Raw genomic sequence first — 20,638 nt, 5'->3', positions numbered from 1 at the left:
TCATGGTAAAATATCAGAATGATTGGACAATGCATTAATGGTTCTGCACCTCATGAAACGATTGACAGCATCGCGATCGGTGCCCAGGTCGTTACGAATCTTCAATATATTGTGTCCCGCAATACAGATCCGCTGGACAACTTGGTTCTCTCGATTGGAAAGTTCGTTGGAGGGGAAGCGGCCAATGTCATTGCAAACTCCGTAGAGATTAGCGGGACCGTTCGAAGTTTTGATTTGAAATTCCGGGAATCCATGCCAATTCTTATGGAAAGGGTAATCAAAGGCATTACGGAAGCACATGGTGCCTCTTATGAATTTAACTATCTAACTGGATATCGGCCAGTCATAAATGACAATGAAGCCACCAAGCTCATTGAAGAAACTGTCCGTGAAGTTTATGGAGAACATGCTGTCGACCATCAAAAACCGACGATGGGGGCTGAGGACTTTTCGGCTTTCCAACAGAAAGCACCTAGCAATTATTTCTTGGTAGGAGCTGGGAATAAGGAAAAGGGAATCACCTATCCTCACCATCATCCGCGTTTTACCTTTGACGAAGATGCCATGGAGTACGGTGTTAACATTTTTATCCATGCTGTTCGGAAAATTTTAGGATAGTATTAAATGAGTGGCCCGGTCTATCTGGGAGAAGGAAAATAGAACTAGATTAACGAAAGTACTTTTAACGATAAATACAAGCGCCTTCGCTGACCGTACACCCTCCTAACAGGGTATGGTTTCGCGGAGGTATTTTAATTTGGAAGGGCATATTGCCATATTCCCCTTCATAAACTGTTATGGAACAAACAAGCCAGTAGACCAAGGGCAAAAAAGGAGTTGATCATGGTTGCTCGAAACTGGTTCAACCGCTTGACTCTATCCGTGTGAGCTTTCTAGGAATTTAAGCCCACGACTAGAAATATTATGAGATTTAGACAATCAAATAAATAGCGGTTTTTCTGAATCTATCCATATTTACAATAAAGGAGCATTCAGAACTCCGCCGTTTAAAAAAGGGGAGTTAAATCAGAGTATGAGAATCTCAGAATTAAAGAGGAAAGCCCTTCAGTCGTTGGGAGGTAAATGGGGAGTAACTGTTTCGCTTATGTTGCTCTTGTTCTTGATCAACCTCATTTTACCTTTAATTGTCGAAGTGATCGGAAGCGGTGGGTTTTCACAATGGCTCATGCAGGAAGAAACACCATTGTGGACTGATATCTTCAGCATGGTCTTTTCCATTGCCCTAATCCCGCTTACCATTTCAACCACTTGGTTCTACCTGAATTTGGTTAGGGAAGGAAACCCTGATATTCCAGAAGTATTTGCTATCTATAAAGATGGAAAAACCTCTTTCAAGCTTATTGGGGCATCCATCTTACAAGCAATTTTCATTTTTTTATGGTCATTATTATTAATCATTCCGGGTATCATCAAGGCCATCGCTTATTCGCAGCAGTTTTTCTTATTGAAGGATCATCCTGAATACACGGTGCTTGAAGCCATTACAGAGAGCAGAAAAAGAATGAAGGGCTTGAAATGGAAGTATTTCCTTATGCACCTAAGCTTCATCGGGTGGGGCATCCTATGCATGTTCACGCTGGGAATTGGTTTACTATGGTTGATTCCTTATGCAGGAACAACAACGGCTGCATTCTATAACGAATTAATTGTGCCTCAAGAAGATATTGACGACGATCAACAAATAGAGGGATAAAAGATCAACCGATAGCAAATGGCTATCGGTTTGAATTTGTAGACAAAAGGGGTTTTACCTTAAATTTCAAAACAAAGTTGATTGGAACGGAAGGTGCGAGACTCCTGCGGGAAAAGCGCGTCGAGGGGAGACCCCGCAGGCGCAAGGCGCCGAGGAGGCTCCCGGACCGCCCGCGGAAAGCGGGTGCCTGGAGTGGAAATCGACGTTCGAGGTTTTATAAACCCTCATAAAAACTGAAACAAACGATTTTCATCGATTTTGTCTAAAGTCTGCAACCGATAGCAAATGGCTATCGGTTTTTTATTCCCGATTCTCCTTAAAAAGGTTAAATTGTTCATTTTTCCTGGTGTATAATAGAATATTGAGAATGCCATTTAGGGGGATTACATAGTGAGTAGTGGTTTTAATATTGCGGATATGATATACCAATTGTTTTGCCTTGTATTTCTAATCCTGATCATCGTTGGGACCGTATCTCTTTTCCGTTCCATGAAGCAACGTAAAACCAGACTGGATATCATGGAAAAGAAAATGGATGATTTACATGAACTGATTAAAAGGGGCGAAAATTGACGGCGGCATCGTTCAGACTGCAGGCAAACTCGAAGAATAGCGAGTTTGCCTGCAGTTTTTTTATACAATCCAGTAAGGGTTTAACAAACTGGACGGCTGCATGTGCAGCCGTTTTCTATGCAGTGGGGGCATTTCAAACTCCGGCAATTATAAAAATAATCTATATTGAAATAACTTAGTGAAAGCACTGTCTCCGAATTTGAAAAAGAGGATTTGATTTTGAGCATCAATTGAGAGACTAAAAAAATGGAAAAAGAAAGTGAATTGTAAAAAATAAGCAGTTTTACATAGGGGTGTTGGGATTGTGGTGCAAATTTCATGTGCGGCTGCTGGTATGGAAGATGCATGGCTTGTTGCGGCGTTTTACCCTATAATGGAATAGATGTGTATTTAAGGATTCGACGGAAAAGTCTATCAGGAATGCTCGACCCTATAACAAATTGACGGAGATGGAGAATGCTGAACATTCGATCCTTTTGTTAGGTAACTTTTGAGAAGTGGGAGGAGTCGGTATCATGAAAGAAGTTATTGCAGTAAAAGAAATTACTAGGTTTAAAACACGAACGGAGGAATTTAGTCCGTACGCTTGGTGCAAACGGATGCTGGAAAATGACCCCGTAAGTTATCACGAAGGAACGGATACGTGGAATGTTTTTAAATATGAAGATGTGAAGCGGGTTCTCAGTGATTATAAACATTTTTCAAGTGTTCGGAAACGGACTACCATATCGGTTGGAACGGATAGTGGTGAAGGTTCTGTGCCTGAAAAGATCCAAATCACTGAAGCTGATCCACCTGAGCATAGAAAACGCCGTTCACTGCTTGCCGCAGCATTCACACCTAGAAGTCTTCAAAACTGGGAACCTCGCATTCAGGAAATTGCAGATGAATTGATCGGAGAAATGGATGAGGACACGGAAATCGATATTGTGCAATCATTGGCGAGTCCGCTTCCGATCATTGTCATGTCGGATTTAATGGGCGTTCCCTCAAAAGATCGTTTATTGTTTAAGAAATGGGTGGATATCTTATTCCTTCCGTTTGATAAAGAAAAACAAGAAGAAGTAAATGAATTGAAGCAATTGGCAGCAAAAGAATACTATCAGTATTTGTATCCGATTGTAGTGCAAAAGCGATTAAACCCGGCAGATGATATCATCTCAGATCTATTGAAGTCAGAAGTGGATGGGGAAATGTTTACGGATGATGAGGTTGTCCGGACGACCATGCTGATTTTAGGAGCGGGGGTCGAGACAACAAGTCATTTACTGGCCAATAGCTTTTATTCCTTGCTATATGATGACAAAGAAGTTTATCAAGAGTTACATGAAAACCTGGATCTGGTTCCTCAGGCGGTCGAAGAAATGCTCCGTTTTCGATTCAATCTTATTAAATTGGATCGCACCGTAAAGGAAGATAACGATCTATTGGGAGTGGAATTGAAAGAAGGCGATAACGTGGTTGTTTGGATGAGCGCAGCTAATTTGGACGAAGAGATGTTTGAAGATCCTTTCACCCTTAATATCCACCGCCCTAATAATAAGAAACACCTTACCTTCGGAAATGGCCCTCATTTCTGCCTGGGAGCGCCGCTAGCTAGACTGGAAGCAAAGATTGCGCTAACTACATTCCTGAAGAAATTCAAGCATATTGAAGCGGTGCCATCATTCCAGTTAGAAGAGAATCTTACCGATTCAGCAACCGGGCAAACTTTGACATCACTACCGCTTAGGGCGTTCCCTAAAGTTTAAAAAACGAAAAAACCTTGTGCACTGACCTGCACAAGGTTTTTTTCTTTTTAGTAGGGACGCATGGCATACATGTACCTGCCACTTCCTGAAACGTTCGACAGGAATATCTTATAGTAACCTGAAGTTGAGGTGACAATAACGAATAGAGTAATATGATAAAGTAGCAAATTTTGTGCCCAGTCATGTTCCCCGAATTAGGTTGGCTGGCGATCAAGCATTTACATGCACCATTCAATGAAGGAGATATGATAAAATAGAAAGTTCCATATGAAACGGTTTTAAAAAGTGAAAGGATGTTATTATGAAATTAAAGCAGCAATTAACCATTGCCTTTATAATAAGTGTACTTTCTTTAATCGGGTTCAGTTTCATGGCATTTACCATAAGTGCAAATGAATACCTGAAATTTGATGAAGATGTGATTTCCTTGGTGCAAGGATTTGAATCTCCCCTTCTGACGGACATCATGAAGTTCTTTACCTACATAGGTTCAACCGGTTCCATAATCATCCTCTCCTTGGTCATTTTGTTTTTCTTATATAGAGTTTTGAAGCATCGTCTGGAACTAGTCCTATTCACTGCAGTCATGGTTGGTTCACCACTTCTTAATTTGATAGTTAAGCTATTCTTTCAACGCACCCGTCCCGATTTACATCGGCTCATCGAAATAGGGGGGTACAGTTTCCCTAGTGGACATGCCATGAATGCATTCTCTTTATACGGTATTCTCACGTTTCTGCTATGGCGTCACATTACGGCTAGGTGGGCAAGGATTCTACTGATTCTGTTCAGCATGATGATGATCCTCTCGATCGGTATAAGTCGAATATATTTAGGGGTCCATTATCCTAGTGATATCATTGCTGGATATTTGGCGGGTGGTTGTTGGATTGCGATTTCCATTTGGTTTTTCCAAAGGTATCAAGACCGGCGGAAGAACAAAAATCGTTAATAAAGAGAACAAGATAATCAGCCGGCAGGTAACAAGCCAGCTGTTGATTCAAGAAAGTTAGGAGCGTATTAAATGGAAAACTGGATTACGGAATTCATGAATGATTTTGGGTATATGGGAATCTTTCTATTAATAGCATTGGAAAATATTTTCCCGCCGATCCCGTCTGAGGTCATTCTTACTTTTGGCGGTTTCATGACGACAACAGCGAATATGACGATTATGGGCGTCGTGATCGCATCGACTATAGGGTCAGTGGCAGGGGCAGTCGTCCTTTATGGAATTGGTTTACTTCTTGATGTGAAGGTCATTGAAAAATTCGTGGAAAGATGGGGCCATATTCTTAGGTTAACGGTATCGGACGTCCACAAGGCGAATTCATGGTTTGACAAGTACGGGTCATGGACCGTGTTTTTCTGCAGACTGGTTCCGCTGATCAGAAGCTTGATCTCGATTCCGGCAGGCATGTCCCATATGAGCTTTTGGCTCTTTCTGCTTTACACCACATCCGGCACATTAATTTGGAACATCATCTTAGTGAATATCGGGGCAGCTGTTGGATCTTCGTGGGAAGATATTGTAGGGTATATGGACATTTATTCCAACATCGTTTATGCGATATTGGCCTTGCTATTCATTATTTTCGTTGTTTTGATTTTTAGAAGGAATAAAGGCAAAGTATAATTTCAGTTTAGTTGATTGGGCCGTTAGAGTCGGCACTTTCATTACATAACCGTAAGAAAAAGGCTGTCATTGCGACAGCCTTTTTCTTATGGAAGGAAGGCGGCTGAACTCAGAATAAAGGGGGAGTGCTTTGGACAAAATGAGTGAAACGAAAAAGGAATGAGGTTCGGTGCTATGGCTTCTTTTTTCAAACAAAAGAGACAAGTGAAGCAACAACGTGAAAAGAAAAAGGAAGATGAAAATCAATCCAAAAGCAAAACGCCTGATTATATTGAAAGTTCCATTTCTGCCAATCTGGAAATCGTGAAGAAAAAGACGGGAAACAGTCCGGACATCATTATCCGAACGCTGAAAATCGGTCAAAATCCGGAGCTGAAAACAACTATCTTGTATGTGCAAGGTCTGATTGATAACCCAAGCGTTACGGACTTTTTAATTGAGTCAATCATGAAAAATCCTCATCTATCAGAAAAAATGCTTCCACAAGAAGCATTGGATATAATCTCTGAAGACGTGATTTCCCTCGGTGGTGTAGAAACCGTCAAGGATTGGGAAAAATTGTTTTTGTCTTTATTATCAGGGGACAGCATCATTTTTGTTGATGGAATAAACATCGCCCTGGTTGCCAGTACAAGAGGAGGAGAAAAGCGCTCGATTCAGGAGCCAAGCACGCATTTGACTGTCCGGGGATCAAGAGAAGGGTTTACGGAATCGATTGGAACGAACATCGCCATGTTACGCCGGATCATCAATACCCCGGATTTATGGATAGAGTCGATGAAAATAGGCACGGTGACAAAAACGGACGTTTCCATCATGTATATAAATGGAATTGTCAAAGAAGGGATTGTCGAGGAGGTCAAGAAGCGCTTAAATCGTATTAACATCGATAGCATTCTTGAATCAGGATATATTGAACAATTGATAGAAGACCAGGTCATGACCCCATTCCCAACCCTTAACCATACAGAAAGACCGGATATGGTCGCAGGAAATCTTCTCGAAGGAAGAGTGGCGATATTCGTTAATGGAACACCTTTCGTCTTGGTAGCCCCGGCAATATTTGTACAGTTTTTTCAATCTGTCGAAGACTACTATAATCGCTTCGACATTGCTTCTGCCACACGTTTTTTACGGATCATCGTTTTCATTATTTCTATAGTCGGACCAGCTGTCTATGTTGCAGCCACGACTTTTCATCAGGAAATGATCCCAACGAAGTTGCTGGTCATTGTAGCGGCCCAAAGAGAAACGGTTCCTTTGCCTGCCGTCATTGAAGCGCTTCTCATGGAAATGACCTTTGAAATATTACGGGAAGCAAGTCTTCGGATGCCAAAGGCTGTTGGTTCGACCATGTCCATTGTCGGAGCATTGGTCATCGGGCAGGCGGCTGTCCAGGCTGGTATCGTATCGCCGGCAATGGTCATCATCGTTTCGATCACGGCGATTGCCAGTTTTGCAACCCCTTCTTATTCCATAGCGATTTCTGCCCGCATTGTGCGGTTCGGATTCATCATTTGTGCCGGCACTTTAGGTTTTTATGGGATGACTTTAGCCTTTATCGTCCTTATTGTTCATTTATGCAGCCTGCGTTCACTTGGAGTTCCTTATATGACACCGCTCGCCCCTCTGAATCCTGCAGGGTTGGGTGACACATTCTTCAGAAGACCTATGTGGGCATTCAAGGAAAGGCCAAAATTTTTAACCAACGAAAATAATCTGATAAGGGAAGGCGATAATCAAAGACCTCTGCCTCCTGAATCGCGTGGAATGAAAACTTCTGACGAGAAAAAAGGTGAAGGCAATGAGTCGTAAAAAGCTAATTCTGTTCTTGATGTTGATCTCTACTACATTCACCACAGGCTGTTGGGATAAAACAGAGTTAAACGAAATGGCCATCGTCTCGGCAGTTGGACTCGATAGAAATAAAGAAGGAAAGTTGGTGGGAACTTTCCAAATCATTAATCCAAGCAATGTAGCGGGAGCTCTTCAGGGCGGCGGCGGAACAAATCCACCGATATCCATTTATAGGGCGACAGGAGATAATGTGCTTGAACTGGATGGTATCGCTTCAACTAAAATCTCACGGGATATGTATTTTGCCCATGCCAACCTGATTGTCATAGGTGAGGAACTAGCAAAAGAAGAGGGCCTCAACGATATTTTCGACGCATTTGAGCGCTCACCGGAATTCAGGGCAACTACGAGGATCGTGATTGCCCGGGGTGTGAAAGCAAGGGATATTGTCGAAACGTTAACCGCAATCGATAAGGTATCTGCTGAGAAAATCATTAGGACGATTGAAATCACTGAAAAAATTCAGGGGAAAAATATTAGCGTTAATCTCCAAGAAGTGATTAAGAATCTGCTTAGTACCGGGAAAGAACCGATAATAAGTGGTTTTACCGTGAAAGGAAACAGAGGTAAAGAAGATAAAATGGAGAATACCCAGTCTTCGGATATTGAGGCAAACCCTAATGCAGCGGGAATTGGTGTTTTTAAAGATGGAAAATTGATTGACTGGCTGGATGGCGATATGGCAATAGGGTCAATGTGGGTATTGGATAGGATCGAAAATACCCATTTAAACATTGATTGGGAGGGTAAAAAAGACGCAATCACCTATTCGGTTATTCGCCAAAAAACCAACGTCGGAGCAAAATTGGTAAACGGCAAACCGAAAATATCGATAAAGGTCCGTGCAGAAGGAGATATCCGGGAGGTGAATGTTCCTGTGAATCTAACCGATACGCATGTTCTGATTGATATTGAAAAGAAGTTAGCGAAAGAATTGAAGAAGAAGATGGAAGATGCGATCGTTCGGGCACAAAAAAATAAATCCGATATTTTTGGCTTTGGTGAAATCATGCACGAAAACCACCCTAAAGAATGGAAGAAAATCGAAAAAAACTGGGACGATGTTTCTTTTCCTAAGCTCGAAGTAGATGTGCAGGTAGAGACTTTCATTCGCCGTACTGGATTACGTAATAAGCCGTATCTTTCGAATTTAAAAAAGAAAGATCAATAATGGAAAGGAAGTGGCATCCTCATGGAAAAGGCAAAAATCAGCGGTTACCAGCTGTTCGTCCTTATTTTCCTGTTTGAGATGGGCAGTGCACTTTTGGTTCCGCTTGCAGGTGAAGCCAAGCAGGCTGCTTGGCTAGTCATCCTTATTGCGATGATAGGCGGATTTTTATTATTTTTCATTTATTATGGCCTTTTTCAATACTACCCTGATCAGCTGTTAACAGAGTTTGTAAAACATCTATTGGGGAATTTTCTAGGCAAGATCGTAGCTTTTCTATACATCCTTTATTTCATCTATCTTGCTGCAAGGGTGCTGAGGGATTTCGGAGATACCCTGCTTACTTTTGCCTATCCTCATATTCCGTTATTTTTTGCGAACGCTGTATTCATTTTAGTCGTGGTGTATACGGTCCGTAAAGGGATAGAAGTATTGGCGAGGACGGGGGAACTATTCTTTGTCTTGGAGAATTTACTTTTAATGACCTTCATGCTTCTAATTATTGCTTCTGGCATGATCCATTTAAACAACTTAAAACCCATTTTTGAAATCAGCGGGACAGAGATGTTGAAAATGGGTTTCACGAAAACCGTATTCTTTCCATTTGGCGAGGTCATAGTGTTTTTAATGATTTTTCCTTATTTGAATGAACCTCAGCGATTGAAAAAAATTGGAATAGGGAGCTTGGCGACAAGCGGTATTTTTCTCGCGGTAATAATGGCCGTGAATATTGCTGTACTTGGTGTGGACCTTACAACACGTTCGCAATACCCTCTTCTTACCCTCATTCAGTCCATAGAGGTCGCTGGCTTTATTGAACGTCTCGATGTGTACTTCTTGTTTTTGTTGATGATTGGCGGGTTCATCAAGTTAAGTGTATTTACTTATGTAGCGGTAGCGGGTACGGCGAATGTTTTCAATGTTAAACAGCCCTCCAGACTTGCTTACCCTGTTGGCATGATCATTTTATTGATTTCGATCATTATATCAAGCAGCTATACGGAACATATCTATGAAGGGCTAGGTGCCGTACCACATTACATCCATCTGCCATTTCAAGTGATTATCCCATTGCTTCTCTTGATCATTGCCTTTTTTAAGAATCGAAAAAAAGGAAAACAAGCACCAAAATAAGTTCCTAAAAGGTGGAATTGATGTGAAATGAAAATCTTTGGTATTACAGTTTTGATCCTAGCCCCTTTAGTGGTCTTAACTTTAGGTATGGATATATTAATGGGATTTGATTTGGATAATTCAATCAAGCACGCCTTTAACCCATTTTTGGTGAAGGACCCAGCTGAATTTATCCTTTTTCTCATTCTTCTTGTACTCCTTTTGTTCAGCTTCTTTTATCGAAAAAAGAAGAAAGGCAACACCAAAGGACAACAATGAGCCGCAAATTCCCGGTGCTGAAATAGAGATGAACTCCGAATATGGGAGTTTGTCTTTTTGCTTTTTTACAACCCCGTAAACCCATTTCATAGTAGAATGATAAAATGAGCTTATTTTTCAGCGGAATGTAAAATCACTCAACAAAAAACCTCGGAAGGAGGACGGCAATTTGGATATCAAATTGAATCAAAAAATCATAAAAGACATGTGCGGGGCCGTCTCCTTCAAAAGAGGGGAAGCTTTTCATCGTGCCAATAAAGTGACATTTGAAAGTTACCGTCCTGATGGTTGTGAAGCAACGGTTAAAGGAAAGGAAGACTTCTATGTCACGATAGAAGTGGATGCTGTCGGCGGATTTCAGACGAAATGCAGCTGTCCTACGCTTGCTTCCTTCCCAAGGGATTGCCAGCATATTGCAGCCGTCCTGCTGTCGGTTTACGACCATCAGCGAGATGGAACGATCCCTGAGGGCCTAAATGCAGACAGTACTGATGCTTCAGCCAATAAGAAGTTGTCAGAAGGCTTGCTGACCCTTTTCAATAATCAGCCTGTACGCAAAAGGGGTCATCAGCGCCACTTTGAAAAAAGAAAGATGCTTGAAGCGGAATTTACGTGTAAACCAGTATGGATGGGAACGGATCAATATATGTTAGGACTGGAAATGAAAATCGGTTCTTTCAATGTGGCGAATGTCCGGGATTTCCTGAAGCGAGTTAAAGAAGGAAAGCCTGCCCAAGTGTCCCGTTCATTTATATATGACCCGGTGCTGCATTGTTTTCAGAATGAAAATGATATCGTGCTTCAGGAGCTCATTACAGTGATATCGGATGAAAAAGTCTATGTTGACGCCCTGACGGATAAATCCGAATACACATTGGACAATCACTTATTACTTTTGCCTCCATCTTCTTTTCGAAGGCTTGTCCCCATCCTTGAAGTAGCTCCATCGGTGAAGCTTGCCTATGGTGGTCTTACATTCAATGGCTTTCGTTTATCAAACGGACCGCTTCCTTTACAGTTTGACTTTACCGAAAGCGAGGTCAAAGGTTATCAACTGAATATTAAAAGGCTGCACGAGATGATCGTCATGAATGCATACACATTGGTCCTATTTGAAGGGGAATTGGTTCAGCTCGAAAATGAGGATTTCCAACGCCTTTCAGAGTTAAAGCAAATGATGGAGGATTCGGGGATGAATCAAATTCCAATCCATCATGACCAGCTTGAATTATTCATGGACAAAGTGGTACCAGGTTTGAAAAGACTGGGTGAAGTACATATAGCAAGATCCATTACTGAATTGTTTTTGAAAATACCGCTGGTTGCGAAGCTATACTTGGATCGTGTAAAAAACAAGCTGCTTGCGGGGCTGGAGTTCCATTATGATAATATCGTGATCAACCCTTTGGAAAAACAGGAATCCAAGGTGATAAGGGATGTAGAGAAGGAGGCGGAGATACTAAAGCTGATGGAGGATAGCCAGTTTGCCAAGACGGACGGCGGCTATTTCTTGCATAACGAAGAGTTGGAGTATGAGTTTTTGTATCACATCGTTCCAAAACTCCAGAAGCTGGTACAAATCTATGCCACGACCGCTGTAAGAAACCGAATTTCCCGTGGGAATGCTGCACCGCGCATTAGGGTGAAAATTAAAAAGGAACGTACTAATTGGCTCGAATTCAAATTTGAAATGGATGATATCCCAGATAAACAAATACGTGAAGTCTTAGCAGCGCTTGAAGAAAAAAGGAAATACTATCGTTTAAGGAATGGATCGCTGCTTTCCCTGGAAACAAGGGAATACGAGGAAATCAATCGTTTTCTTAATGCACTGCCCGTACAGGATGAAGACTGGGAAAGCAGGCTGAACATGCCAATCGTAAAAGGGCTGCAGCTCCTTGATTCCGTTAATGACAGCCAGACATTCACAATGGAAGAATCCTTCCGGCAGTTTTTGGATAACATCAGGAATCCGGGCGCCTTGGAGTTCGTGGTGCCAAATAGTCTGGACCCGATTTTGCGCGAGTATCAAAAAAACGGCTACAAATGGATGAAAATACTTGCCCAATATGGTTTTGGCGGGATTCTTGCTGATGATATGGGTCTGGGAAAAACATTGCAAAGCATCACGTTCATTTTATCCGAGTTACCTGACATCCGTAAGAAGAGGATTCCGGCGCTTATTGTCTGCCCATCATCATTGACCTACAATTGGCTGAGTGAATTCACTAAATTCGCTCCTGATATCCAGGCCGTCGTCGTGGATGGCGACAAGACGGAAAGGACGAAGCTGCTTAAGGAAGTGGGTGACGTGGATGTAGTGATCACCTCTTATCCATTGCTCCGGAAAGACATCACGTCGTTTGAAAAAGAGGACTTCCATACGGTGTTCTTCGATGAAGCCCAGGCCTTTAAGAACCCAGTGACACAAACGGCACGAGCGGCCAAGAAGATAAAAGCGGCACATCGCTTCGCGTTGACTGGTACGCCCATCGAGAATTCACTAGAAGAGCTCTGGTCCCTTTTCCACGTCGTATTCCCTGAACTATTCATGGGGTTAAAGGAGTACAGCAACCTCTCAAGGAAGCAGATTTCCCGCAGGATCCGTCCATTTTTGCTGCGGAGAATGAAAGAGGACGTACTGGTGGAACTACCGGAAAAAATCGAGTCGCTGGAATCGATGGAACTGCTCCCTGATCAAAAGAAACTGTACGGCGCCTATCTGGCAAAGCTGCGGCATGATACGCTGAAACACCTGGACAAGGACACCCTCCGGAAAAATCGGATCAGGATCCTCGCAGGCTTGACCCGGCTTCGGCAAATATGCTGTCACCCCGCCTTGTTTGTGGACGGATATAAAGGCAGTTCAGCAAAATATGAGCAACTGATGCAAATTGTCGAGGAATCGAAGCATTCTGGAAGACGGGTGCTGATTTTCTCGCAATTTACAAAAATGCTTCAAATTATCGGCAGGGATTTGGCCATGAAAGGACAACCCTTTTTCTACCTGGATGGACAAACTCCATCAAAGGAACGTGTTGAAATCTGCAATCGGTTTAATGCAGGAGAACGGGATATATTCCTCATTTCATTGAAAGCGGGCGGTACGGGTCTCAATCTGACGGGTGCCGATACAGTCATTCTATATGATCTTTGGTGGAATCCGGCAGTTGAAGAACAAGCAGCGGACCGTGCCCATCGAATGGGGCAGAAGAATGAGGTTCAAGTCATCAAACTTATTGCCCGCGGCACAATCGAAGAGAAAATGAATGAACTTCAAGAGAAAAAGAGACACCTTATTGAAGAAATCATCGACCCTGGGGACAAGTCGCCGACTGCCCTTACTGAAGAGGATATCAGGGAAATCCTGATGATATAAGGAGGGGGATACGGTTACGCAAGTCAGTAGACAGGAACAATTTATGAATTGAATAGTTTAGTCATGGAGCATTTCTTTGTAATGAGGAATGCTTTTTTTCTTTTTTAAAAAGAAAAGGATATTTAGATAACAATAATAATATAATAAAAAACAACAATGTTTTATTGTAAAACGATAAATCGTATGTTAAATTAAATTGACAATAAATAATTGAGGTGCTTTTTATGAAACTAGGAACAACACTCTTTTTAAAGATAGCTGTTATTTTTATTGGAATTCCGGTTCTTGCATTGTGCATCTTTTTTGTGCCTGAGATAGCGAACTTTGCAGCAGAATTATATCCGGATATGACTTATTTGAAATATCTTGTTTTTCTCGATTTGTATGCATCGGCGATACCTTTTTACTTTGCTCTATATCAAGCCTTTAAACTTTTAAGCTATATTGACAAGAACAAAGCTTTCTCGGAATTATCTGTAAGAGCTTTAAAGACTATAAAAAATTGTGCAATCACAATCAGTGGCTTGTATGTGTTAGGCATGCCGCTCTTTTATCTCATAGCGGATATGGATGATGCCCCTGGTATCATATTGATCGGAATGGTCGTCATTTTTGCTTCAATGGTGATTGCAGTCTTTGCTGCTGTTCTTCAAAGGCTTTTACAAGAAGCCATCGATATAAAATCAGAAAATGACTTAATAGTCTGAGGTGAATAACTTGGCGATTATAATCAATATTGATGTGATGCTGGCTAAAAGGAAAATGAGTGTTACAGAACTTTCCGAGAGGGTTGGAGTAACGATGGCCAATCTTTCCATCTTGAAAAACGGTAAGGCAAAAGCGATTCGATTAACAACTTTAGAGGCGATTTGTAAAGCTTTAGAATGTCAACCCGGAGATATTTTAGAATACCGAAAGGATGGAGACACCCAAGATTAAAAAAGTGGAAGAAAAGAAAGATTTCATCAAAGGAGAGTTACTCATGAATTTAACCATTAAAAAAATGGAGGCGCCAATCATGAGAGCACTGAAACAACTCGTTCGTTTTGGTTGGGAGCAGGCTTTATCATGCTTGTTTCCTGCCGTTATTTTTGCCTCTTTGGCTATTACAAAATTCATACCGCTTCCCTTCCTGCCGCGGTATGACTGGCTGCTCATCATCTGCCTTCTGATGCAGTGGTGGATGGTGCGTTCCGGGCTTGAAACAAAGGATGAACTAAAGGTTATCACATTGTTCCACCTTATTGGACTTACTCTTGAACTTTTCAAGGTACATATGGGCTCCTGGGCTTATCCAGAGGAAGGATATTTCAAAATTTTTGGAGTGCCTCTGTATAGCGGATTCATGTACGCAAGTGTAGCGAGCTATCTTTGCCAGGCGTGGAGGAGGTTAAAGGTTGAACTGGTCAAGTGGCCACCGTTTTTGGCCGTTGTATCTCTTGCCGCTGCGATTTATTTGAATTTTTTCACCCACCATTATTGGATTGATGTTCGTTGGTGGTTATCTGGACTTGTCATCATCGTCTTTTGGCGATCATGGGTCACATACGAGGTTGGCGGAACTCGTTATCGTATGCCAATCGCACTTTCATTCGTTCTCATCGGATTTTTTATATGGATAGCCGAAAATATCGCAACGTTCTTTGGAGCTTGGGAATATCCAAACCAAACCGATGCATGGAGTCTCGTTCATCTAGGAAAGGTAAGTTCATGGCTCTTATTAGTGATTGTTAGCTTTCTTATAGTAGCGACGCTAAAACAGGTTAAGGGGAAAGATTCCACTAAGATGGATGCAAGTCAATTTTTATAAAGGGAAATTCGGCGTTCGCTTGAAAAAATCTTCTTAATTCAAATTAGGTGAAAAGACGGCACATAATGGACATATATGTGTCGTCTTTGATTTTCTAAGCTTTTATAAAGAATTGTGGTGTCAAACTCCTTTTATTCTTCTGTATTTCTACAAAAGATCACCATCACTCATTCCTATGAAACAAGCTTTAATCCCACTGCTGCGCCAAGGACCATGGCTATAAAAATGACCCTTCGCCAATCTTTGGATTCCCCGTATAGGAGCATCCCGATTATCGCTCCGCCTGATGCGCCGATCCCTGTCCAGATAGCATAAGCCGTCCCCATCGGCAAGGTTTGCATGGCATAAGCAAGAAATAGGAAACTTGCTCCGAATCCGATGAATAACAGCAGCAAGGCTTGCCAATTACGGTCTTTGTGCAATTTATTTATCATCGCAACCCCAAACATTTCAAATAGCCCCGCTAAGATTAAAGAGACCCAAGCCATTAAGATTCCTCCCCTTTCTCAGCCTTATCATCAGTCACTAGTTTCAAGCCGATCACTCCTGATAATAAGAGGAGGATCAATAGCGTTTTGCTCAGCTTGAAGGATTCCCCAAAGAAAATGATTTCGGAAAAAACGGTCCCGGCCGTCCCCATACCGACAAAAACGGCATATACCGTTCCGACAGGAAGCTTCCTGCCAGCCATTATCATCAAATAAAAACTGATGATGATTGAAATGACCGTTCCAGACCAAGTCCAAAAGTCATCTGCATGTTTTAAGCCAACCACCCAAAATACTTCAAAAAAAGCTGCAATGAATACCTTAATCCAGTTTGTGCTCATGAAATACCGCACCTCCGATTTTATTCTTTACCAAAAAAACAAAAAAAGCCCAAGAGATAACCGTTAAACAGTTTCTCCCAGGCTTTTATCCTTCCGTGGCACAGCATGCTGTGAGTTTTCTCTCGGACCAGACCAGCAATGGACGCACTGCGGAACCCTAGAAAACCTTTGACATATGCAATTACCTTTCATTATACATACTTTTTGAACTTACTCAAGGTAAAAGTTAGTGAAAAAAATGGATGGTGAGCTTTTTGCCGCACTAAAAAATCATCAATTTATCATGACCTGTCAATGCAAAAAAAGAACATAGTCAGGTTCTGTTTTCAGGTCAAAAAAGCCCCGATAAGATTTCGGGGCTTTTTTTGACTTGCTATTTAGGCACTCACTATCCGTTTCCGGGATGGACCTTCTTTTTTATGTGATACATAGCTATGCAGGATCATTCCTATGATGACGATAAAGATGCCGAACCACGATAACGGAGAAGGAATCGGTAAAGATAGGAACAGTAATTCGCCAGCCAGTGCAAAAAGGACCTCCATCGATTGTGTAGCTTCAACCGAAGCTAATTTCTGCATATTTCCGCTTACCAAATCGGTCGCCTTGAAAAAAAGGACCGTGGCGATGACTCCAGAAAATAGTGCTACCAAAAGGGATTGGAAACTTTGCATCTTCGTCGGCGCCCCCACTGTAAAGAAACCGTACAATGAAAGCAGAAACCAGAATGGCAGACTCGCCAAAGTCATTCCCAATACCCGCTGATAAGCATCCAAACGTCCTTCGGATACTTCCATCATTTTGCGATTTCCCAAAGGGTATGCAAACGAGGCGATGACGATTGGAATCACTCCCAGCCAAAGATCGGCCATTGAAATGTGCTTGGTGTGTTCCAGCTGCATCAGGATGATTCCAAGCAGGATGATCATGGACATGAGGAGGCCTTTCACAGAAACCTTTCCTCTTTGCCTTTCGAGCCCATCTTTCGTTTGGACATTCTCAAAAAACAGCGGCGCAAGTAATGCACCCGAAATGATCGTGATTTGCCAAGTGCCGGCAATTAGCCAGCCAGGTGAGTAGGCGGATGCAAAGCATAAAGGAGCATAAAATAACCCAAAACCGACAAAACTCCAAAGCAGCCAAGGACCCGGCTTTTCTCTCATCACTCGTAAAAGAGGGCGCAGATTTTTTCTGCTTAACACGATACACAACAGAAAAGGCACCATAAAGATATAACGCAGCGAAGCACTCCATATCCAACTTCCGCCAGACAACTCCATGGCCTGATTTAAAACAAACGTAAATGCAAAAAAGAAAGCGGAACAAATACCTAATATAATCGGACGCAATTGACTCACCTCAATCTGTTTTATGAGTCAATAAGACTCTGGAAGCATGGCAATCGTTTCGGCTTTCTGAAAAAATTTCCAGAAATATCCACTGTGTCAAAATTGGAATGAATTTTCGGAATATTATAAGCGATCAATTTAAATTGTCCTTCAAAAGCAATAGAAAATCAACAGGATTCTTTTAAGCTAGTGAAATTCCTTCTCTATGATTCGACATGGAATGGCTTTTGGAGTTAAATAAAGACGTTTCCATTTTACTATTTCATTTAACAAAATGTACCAACAAAAAAAGCGAGAAACGTTGTTATGACACGGATTATGAAGGGATTACTAATATTTTATATAAAAATCATATAGAGGCAGATAATATATGAAGATACGAGAATTGACGAATATGGTAGGGAGTGGTATCTTTATAAAAGTGCAAATAATGTCGAATGGTGACGAAATATTAAATGCAACATTCGCAAGAAAGTTAGTGGGGTAAATTAAATGAAATCTACAGGTATTGTACGTAAAGTTGACGAATTAGGACGGGTAGTCATTCCGATTGAACTGCGCCGAACATTAGGAATTAATGAAAAAGACGCTCTGGAGATTTATGTAGAACAAGAGCGTATCATCCTTCAAAAATATAAACCAAACATGACTTGCCAGGTTACAGGTGAAGTTTCCGATGACAATATGAAACTTGCTGACGGTAAATTAATACTTAGCCCTGAAGGTGCCGAACTTCTAATTAAAGAAATTCAAGCCAGCATGGAAACTGCTAAATAATTAATATACTAGATAAATAGCATCCAAGTGTAGGGAAGGTTTTCCCTACACTTTTTTATATTAAATGGTGAAATAATAAAAATGATTCGATTCACGGACGAAACCAATTTTTTCATAAAGTTTCTGTGCGTTTACATTATCCTTGCCTGTCTCCAGTGAAACCCCTTTGGCACCTGTTTCGTGTGCAAATGTGATGGCCGCGTTCAATAACTCCTCACCAAATCCCTTTTTGCGGGCGGACTCCTTCACGAATAAATCATTCAATACCCATGACCGCATCATACTCACAGATGAAAAGGAAGGATATAATTGTACAAAACCAATAGGATTTCCTTCATCATAGGCCATAAAAACCACAGACTCCCCATTTGTCAGCCTTTCCCTTAAAAACTCCCTTGCACGAACAGCATCGGATGCTTGCTCATAAAACACTCTGTATAAATCAAAAAGTTCGGTCAGTGATTCCAGCTCATGTAATGTAGCCTTCTGTATGCTCATAAATGGCTCCTCCTAATGGTTTAATACCCCTAATTTACCATTTGTTTAAACTATCCGACAAATTCAGGACCACATTTCCAGCGACAAAAATCAGGATGGAGCTCAAAAAGGCGCCATCCTACATGAACAAGGCTATTAAACCCAAGTTGGGCAGCAAACTCAAGGATGATAAGCGTTTACTCATAGAATGCAGCAGCAAACTCATGAATTATAAGCGATACTCGTGAAATTAGAGTAAATACTCGTGAGTTTGTCTAATTTACTCGTGAAATTAGAGTAAATACTCGTGAATTAAGCCGATTCACTCGTGAAAGGAGCATAACTCATAGAATGCAGCAGCAAACTCATGAATTATAAGCGTTTACTCGTGAGTTTAGAGCAAATACTCGTGAGTTTGTGCAATTTACTCGTGAAATTGGAACAAATACTCGTGAATTAAGCCGATTTACTCGTGAAAGGAGCATCTTCAAAGTGGGCCCTTAAATCACTAACTAAATCCTTCATTACTCGAGTGGTTTAGCTTCTAAACCGCCTGTGTTAAGGATGTGAACCTTTACGTTTATATCATGTAGTGAATCCTTATCTAAGTAATCCTTCGGCTCATTTAAATGATTCTTTTGCCAGTATTTTGTCTCTTTGATATAAAGGATTTTTCCTAAGTTTAAAGGGTCTGCGTTCTTTTGAATCCCTGTCATGAATGTTGATTGGATTTCTTTTTTTATTTGGCTTTCGAATTTTCGTTTTATTTTAGTGATATCCATTTGGGTATCAAGCCCCAGAATTTTACCTGATACGTCAACGTCAATATCGAATTTGTACTTTCCGTCCTTGAGAACAGGCTTTATTTGATGATGCGGATGGGAGAAAGATGCATAGATGTCTTGCTTATTCATGTTAATGTTTACGGGAGTTTTGTTGGTCCTTTTAGTGAGCCAGCGTATGCCGTTCAGTTCCTTTTCAGAGAACCAGGGCTGGGATACTTTATAATAAATGACATAAGCACCATCCATATAGATGCTTTTTCTTTTTTCATCTTTTTCTTTCCATACTTTATCGTTCCAGGAAATGGAGGGTAAGATGGTTGTAGATGCTTTTTCCCGTTGATTGGAATAATACCTTTGGACCGTAATGGGCTCGATGTATGATCTGTTCCGATAGACATCTTCTGGTAAAAATAATGTCGTGTATAAAGGTGACAAATTAAAATAACCGTTAATGGAGAAAAGATCATCCATTGAACTTTTTGTGGCAAAAATATTGGCTGAGTACCTAAGTAATTGGTTTCTGTATATATAATCCACTATTTCGGCACTTTGCTGCTTCAACACATTTTCACTGATAACAAAAGTGGAAACATGCCCGATATAGAGGGCCTGTTGAGTATTGTGCATTAGGTTATTAACAGCGATTGAGATGGAACTGCCTTTTTGTTTTCCGACATATACGGGAGGGTTTTGCGAAGGCTTTGCCTCCGTTTTAGCTACCGCGGCGAAGTCTACAAGTTGCGTATATACAATGTAGTCCCCATCTTTGAAATCTATCCCGATGGCTGTTATATAATGAAAGTCCTGGATCGTTTTTTCATCCCAGCAGCCTGAAAGTAAAAGGAATAGAGGGATGGTTAATAATATTTTGCAGATGCGGAACATGGTCTTACTGCCCCTTTCTGGTCTTATCATTAGCGGCCAAGGATCGTTTTCTCATGGAATTCCATGGCCTCATTATGAATGAATCCAGTAGTTTAGTGAATCTTGGCGGGTTCATTCCGCCAATATATGAAACTCCGAATGAATCAAGCCTGGATAATAAAGTGACAATGGAAAGGAAACCGATTATCGTGCCGTAAATTCCATAAATGCAGCTTAGCAACAGCACAAACATACGCAGAATCGTTACGGCACCTGT

20 protein-coding genes, 1 pseudogene and 1 riboswitch are annotated in these 20,638 nt (G+C 41.4%); of the genes and pseudogenes, 15 read left to right on the top strand and 6 right to left on the bottom strand.

All coding sequences use genetic code 11. The annotated features are described in order from the left end of the window. Positions 1–33: 33 nt before the first annotated feature. The 14 genes and pseudogenes from J7J00_RS05515 to J7J00_RS05450 form a co-directional block, all read left to right on the top strand. A pseudogene (locus tag J7J00_RS05515) lies at positions 34–618 on the top strand (M20/M25/M40 family metallo-hydrolase); the annotation flags it as partial. A gap of 415 nt (positions 619–1,033) precedes the next feature. Continuing rightward, positions 1,034–1,714 (top strand): DUF975 family protein, encoded by a 681-nt coding sequence (locus J7J00_RS05510; protein ID WP_214788482.1) that lies wholly within the window; start codon positions 1,034–1,036, stop codon positions 1,712–1,714. 390 nt (positions 1,715–2,104) lie between these two features. Further along, entirely contained in the window at positions 2,105–2,287 is a 183-nt protein-coding gene (locus J7J00_RS05505; RefSeq protein WP_309487137.1) for a DUF4083 domain-containing protein, read from the top strand. 512 nt (positions 2,288–2,799) lie between these two features. After that, positions 2,800–4,038, top strand: coding sequence for a cytochrome P450 (locus J7J00_RS05500; RefSeq protein ID WP_214788577.1), 1,239 nt, complete (start codon positions 2,800–2,802; stop codon positions 4,036–4,038). Between the two features lie 301 nt (positions 4,039–4,339). Then, entirely contained in the window at positions 4,340–4,990 is a 651-nt protein-coding gene (locus tag J7J00_RS05495) for a phosphatase PAP2 family protein (RefSeq protein ID WP_214788479.1), read from the top strand. Between the two features lie 72 nt (positions 4,991–5,062). Beyond that, the gene (locus J7J00_RS05490; protein ID WP_098373612.1) at positions 5,063–5,674 is read left to right on the top strand and encodes a DedA family protein; all 612 of its coding nucleotides are present in this window, start codon (positions 5,063–5,065) and stop codon (positions 5,672–5,674) included. Between the two features lie 174 nt (positions 5,675–5,848). Beyond that, on the top strand, positions 5,849–7,489 hold the full coding sequence (locus tag J7J00_RS05485) for a spore germination protein (protein WP_214788476.1): 1,641 nt from the start codon (positions 5,849–5,851) through the stop codon (positions 7,487–7,489). Further along, entirely contained in the window at positions 7,479–8,702 is a 1,224-nt protein-coding gene (locus J7J00_RS05480) for a Ger(x)C family spore germination protein (protein ID WP_214788473.1), read from the top strand. The genes J7J00_RS05485 and J7J00_RS05480 overlap by 11 nt, the downstream gene beginning before the upstream one ends. Before the next feature lie 21 nt (positions 8,703–8,723). Further along, positions 8,724–9,833 carry a GerAB/ArcD/ProY family transporter gene (locus J7J00_RS05475; RefSeq protein WP_214788470.1) on the top strand — a complete coding sequence of 370 codons (1,110 nt, stop codon included), beginning with the start codon at positions 8,724–8,726 and terminating at the stop codon, positions 9,831–9,833. 27 nt (positions 9,834–9,860) lie between these two features. Continuing rightward, positions 9,861–10,091 carry a YczF family membrane protein gene (locus J7J00_RS29030; RefSeq protein WP_342614348.1) on the top strand — a complete coding sequence of 77 codons (231 nt, stop codon included), beginning with the start codon at positions 9,861–9,863 and terminating at the stop codon, positions 10,089–10,091. Positions 10,092–10,260: 169 nt separating this feature from the next. Beyond that, the gene (locus J7J00_RS05465) at positions 10,261–13,470 is read left to right on the top strand and encodes a DEAD/DEAH box helicase (protein ID WP_214788464.1); all 3,210 of its coding nucleotides are present in this window, start codon (positions 10,261–10,263) and stop codon (positions 13,468–13,470) included. 224 nt (positions 13,471–13,694) lie between these two features. Further along, complete coding sequence (locus J7J00_RS05460; RefSeq protein ID WP_214788461.1) at positions 13,695–14,177, top strand: DUF2975 domain-containing protein; 483 nt, start codon at positions 13,695–13,697, stop codon at positions 14,175–14,177. 10 nt (positions 14,178–14,187) lie between these two features. Continuing rightward, positions 14,188–14,409: a helix-turn-helix domain-containing protein gene (locus J7J00_RS05455; RefSeq protein WP_214788458.1), complete on the top strand. Its 222-nt coding sequence runs from the start codon at positions 14,188–14,190 to the stop codon at positions 14,407–14,409. Positions 14,410–14,488: 79 nt separating this feature from the next. Further along, positions 14,489–15,280: a DUF817 domain-containing protein gene (locus J7J00_RS05450; RefSeq protein ID WP_214788572.1), complete on the top strand. Its 792-nt coding sequence runs from the start codon at positions 14,489–14,491 to the stop codon at positions 15,278–15,280. Between the two features lie 173 nt (positions 15,281–15,453). Here J7J00_RS05450 and J7J00_RS05445 read toward each other — a convergent pair whose 3' ends face one another. The 3 genes from J7J00_RS05445 to J7J00_RS05435 all read right to left on the bottom strand — a co-directional run bounded on the left by J7J00_RS05445 (position 15,454) and on the right by J7J00_RS05435 (position 17,458). Continuing rightward, complete coding sequence (locus J7J00_RS05445) at positions 15,454–15,768, bottom strand: DMT family transporter (protein WP_214788455.1); 315 nt, start codon at positions 15,766–15,768, stop codon at positions 15,454–15,456. After that, positions 15,768–16,109 (bottom strand): DMT family transporter, encoded by a 342-nt coding sequence (locus tag J7J00_RS05440; protein WP_214788452.1) that lies wholly within the window; start codon positions 16,107–16,109, stop codon positions 15,768–15,770. Before J7J00_RS05440 ends, J7J00_RS05445 begins: the two co-directional genes overlap by 1 nt. Positions 16,110–16,181: 72 nt before the next feature. Then, positions 16,182–16,281: riboswitch (guanidine-I (ykkC/yxkD leader) on the bottom strand. Between the two features lie 205 nt (positions 16,282–16,486). After that, the gene (locus tag J7J00_RS05435; protein WP_214788449.1) at positions 16,487–17,458 is read right to left on the bottom strand and encodes a DMT family transporter; all 972 of its coding nucleotides are present in this window, start codon (positions 17,456–17,458) and stop codon (positions 16,487–16,489) included. 492 nt (positions 17,459–17,950) lie between these two features. On the opposite strand from J7J00_RS05435, the gene J7J00_RS05430 reads away from it, so the two are divergent. Then, the gene (locus J7J00_RS05430) at positions 17,951–18,235 is read left to right on the top strand and encodes a transition state genes transcriptional regulator AbrB (RefSeq protein ID WP_053536026.1); all 285 of its coding nucleotides are present in this window, start codon (positions 17,951–17,953) and stop codon (positions 18,233–18,235) included. Between the two features lie 60 nt (positions 18,236–18,295). On the opposite strand, the gene J7J00_RS05425 is transcribed toward J7J00_RS05430, so the two are convergent. From J7J00_RS05425 to J7J00_RS28830, 3 genes are all read right to left on the bottom strand, one after another. Further along, positions 18,296–18,733 (bottom strand): GNAT family N-acetyltransferase, encoded by a 438-nt coding sequence (locus J7J00_RS05425; RefSeq protein WP_214788446.1) that lies wholly within the window; start codon positions 18,731–18,733, stop codon positions 18,296–18,298. Between the two features lie 503 nt (positions 18,734–19,236). Further along, the gene (locus J7J00_RS05420; protein WP_214788443.1) at positions 19,237–20,382 is read right to left on the bottom strand and encodes a Ger(x)C family spore germination protein; all 1,146 of its coding nucleotides are present in this window, start codon (positions 20,380–20,382) and stop codon (positions 19,237–19,239) included. Positions 20,383–20,386: 4 nt separating this feature from the next. Next, positions 20,387–20,623: a spore germination protein gene (locus J7J00_RS28830; RefSeq protein ID WP_396020491.1), complete on the bottom strand. Its 237-nt coding sequence runs from the start codon at positions 20,621–20,623 to the stop codon at positions 20,387–20,389. Positions 20,624–20,638 lie beyond the last annotated feature (15 nt).

It is taken from the genome of Bacillus sp. ISL-4 (genome assembly GCF_018613275.1).
GTDB lineage: Bacteria > Bacillota > Bacilli > Bacillales > DSM-1321 > Peribacillus > Peribacillus simplex_E.
This window is presented reverse-complemented; position numbering and strand designations above follow the sequence as displayed.

Excerpts from the sequence above, each read along its gene's own strand:
- J7J00_RS05510 (WP_214788482.1), top strand. The coding sequence starts at position 1,034 with ATGAGAATCTCAGAATTAAAGAGGAAAGCCCTTCAGTCGTTGGGAGGT.
- J7J00_RS05495 (WP_214788479.1), top strand. The coding sequence starts at position 4,340 with ATGAAATTAAAGCAGCAATTAACCATTGCCTTTATAATAAGTGTACTT.
- J7J00_RS05490 (WP_098373612.1), top strand. The coding sequence starts at position 5,063 with ATGGAAAACTGGATTACGGAATTCATGAATGATTTTGGGTATATGGGA.
- J7J00_RS05485 (WP_214788476.1), top strand. The coding sequence starts at position 5,849 with ATGGCTTCTTTTTTCAAACAAAAGAGACAAGTGAAGCAACAACGTGAA.
- J7J00_RS05480 (WP_214788473.1), top strand. The coding sequence starts at position 7,479 with ATGAGTCGTAAAAAGCTAATTCTGTTCTTGATGTTGATCTCTACTACA.
- J7J00_RS05475 (WP_214788470.1), top strand. The coding sequence starts at position 8,724 with ATGGAAAAGGCAAAAATCAGCGGTTACCAGCTGTTCGTCCTTATTTTC.
- J7J00_RS29030 (WP_342614348.1), top strand. The coding sequence starts at position 9,861 with ATGAAAATCTTTGGTATTACAGTTTTGATCCTAGCCCCTTTAGTGGTC.
- J7J00_RS05460 (WP_214788461.1), top strand. The coding sequence starts at position 13,695 with ATGAAACTAGGAACAACACTCTTTTTAAAGATAGCTGTTATTTTTATT.
- J7J00_RS05450 (WP_214788572.1), top strand. The coding sequence starts at position 14,489 with ATGAGAGCACTGAAACAACTCGTTCGTTTTGGTTGGGAGCAGGCTTTA.
- J7J00_RS05445 (WP_214788455.1), bottom strand. The coding sequence starts at position 15,768 with ATGGCTTGGGTCTCTTTAATCTTAGCGGGGCTATTTGAAATGTTTGGG.
- J7J00_RS05440 (WP_214788452.1), bottom strand. The coding sequence starts at position 16,109 with ATGAGCACAAACTGGATTAAGGTATTCATTGCAGCTTTTTTTGAAGTA.
- J7J00_RS05430 (WP_053536026.1), top strand. The coding sequence starts at position 17,951 with ATGAAATCTACAGGTATTGTACGTAAAGTTGACGAATTAGGACGGGTA.
- J7J00_RS05425 (WP_214788446.1), bottom strand. The coding sequence starts at position 18,733 with ATGAGCATACAGAAGGCTACATTACATGAGCTGGAATCACTGACCGAA.
- J7J00_RS05420 (WP_214788443.1), bottom strand. The coding sequence starts at position 20,382 with ATGTTCCGCATCTGCAAAATATTATTAACCATCCCTCTATTCCTTTTA.